The 1,140-nt window shown below is 66.4% G+C and carries 1 protein-coding gene; it reads right to left on the reverse strand.

The window, feature by feature from the left end:
* Positions 1-947: 947 nt before the first annotated feature.
* A partial coding sequence (locus tag A39O_RS0110910; protein WP_020504694.1) for a hypothetical protein occupies positions 948-1,140 on the reverse strand: 193 nt, incomplete at its 5' end.

Here is a 1,140-nt window from a genome sequence, read left to right on the forward strand (position 1 = left end):
TGAAATCTCGACCTCCGGTATAGGTAGAAAGTGATCCGGATGGCACCTTGACTACTGCGCTGTCGCGATCAGCGTGGCGCGTCATTCCGGTGCGGTTGCCGGAATCCAGGGCCGGGTAGGGGTGATCGGTCAAACGTTGGCGGTGTACTGGCTGAGGGTTACCGTCCTTGGCACTGGGTCCCGGCATCCTGCCGGGACGACGGAGGGCGCGGTTGGCTGCTTGGTTGGTCATTCCGGCTGGGATGCCGGAATCCAGGGCTGGCGCATAAACTGGAGCGGTGTACTGGCTGCGGGTTACCGTCCTTGGCACTGGGTGCCGGCATCCATGCCGGGACGAGGGAGAGCGCGGTTTGCGGCTTGGTTGGTCATTCCGGCTGGGATGGCGGAATCCAGGGGCGGCGCATAGGCTGGAGCGGTGTACTGGCTGCGGGTTACCGTCCTTGGCACTGGGTCCCGGCATCCATGCTGGGACGACGGAGATCGCGGTTGCCCGCTTGGTCCGTCATTCCGGCTGGGATGCCGGAATCCAGTGCCAGGCAGGGCCATTGTTCAACCGTGAGCGGTGTGCTGGCTGAGGGTTACCGTCCTTGGCACTGGGTCCCGGCATCCATGCCGGGACGACGGAGGGCGCGGTTGGCTGCTTGGTTGGTCATTCCGGGTGGGATGGCGGAATCCAGGGCTGGCGCATAGACTGGAGCGGTGTACTGGCTGCGGGTTACCGTCCTTGGCACTGGGTCCCGGCATCCTGCCGGGACGACGGAGAGTGCGGTTGACCGCGCGGGCCTTGATCATCGTTCCGGCCAGCGCTCGGCCCTCGCGTGCTGGAGGAGGCGTCAGCCGAACCAGGGAGGCGCCGACGCGAGGTCGACCGGCTGAAGCCTCGACCTCCGGTTTTCTCGCGGTCACTATCATTGCGGCCGGAGGCCGCTGTTACGGGGAACCGCTTTTCAGGCGTCCGCGGGGCGGTCGCGATCGTTCAGCAGCGCTTTGAGCCGCTCGATCTCGGCGAGGGCGGCTTCCTTGGCTTGGCGCTCGGCCTCGCGCGCTTGCAGGGCGGCCTGCTGGGCTTGCAGGGCGGCCTGCTGGCCTTGCAGGGCATCCTGCTGCGCTTGCAAGGCGGCTTCTTTTGCTTGCCGCTCG

This window comes from Lamprocystis purpurea DSM 4197 (assembly GCF_000379525.1).
GTDB lineage: Bacteria > Pseudomonadota > Gammaproteobacteria > Chromatiales > Chromatiaceae > Thiodictyon > Thiodictyon purpureum.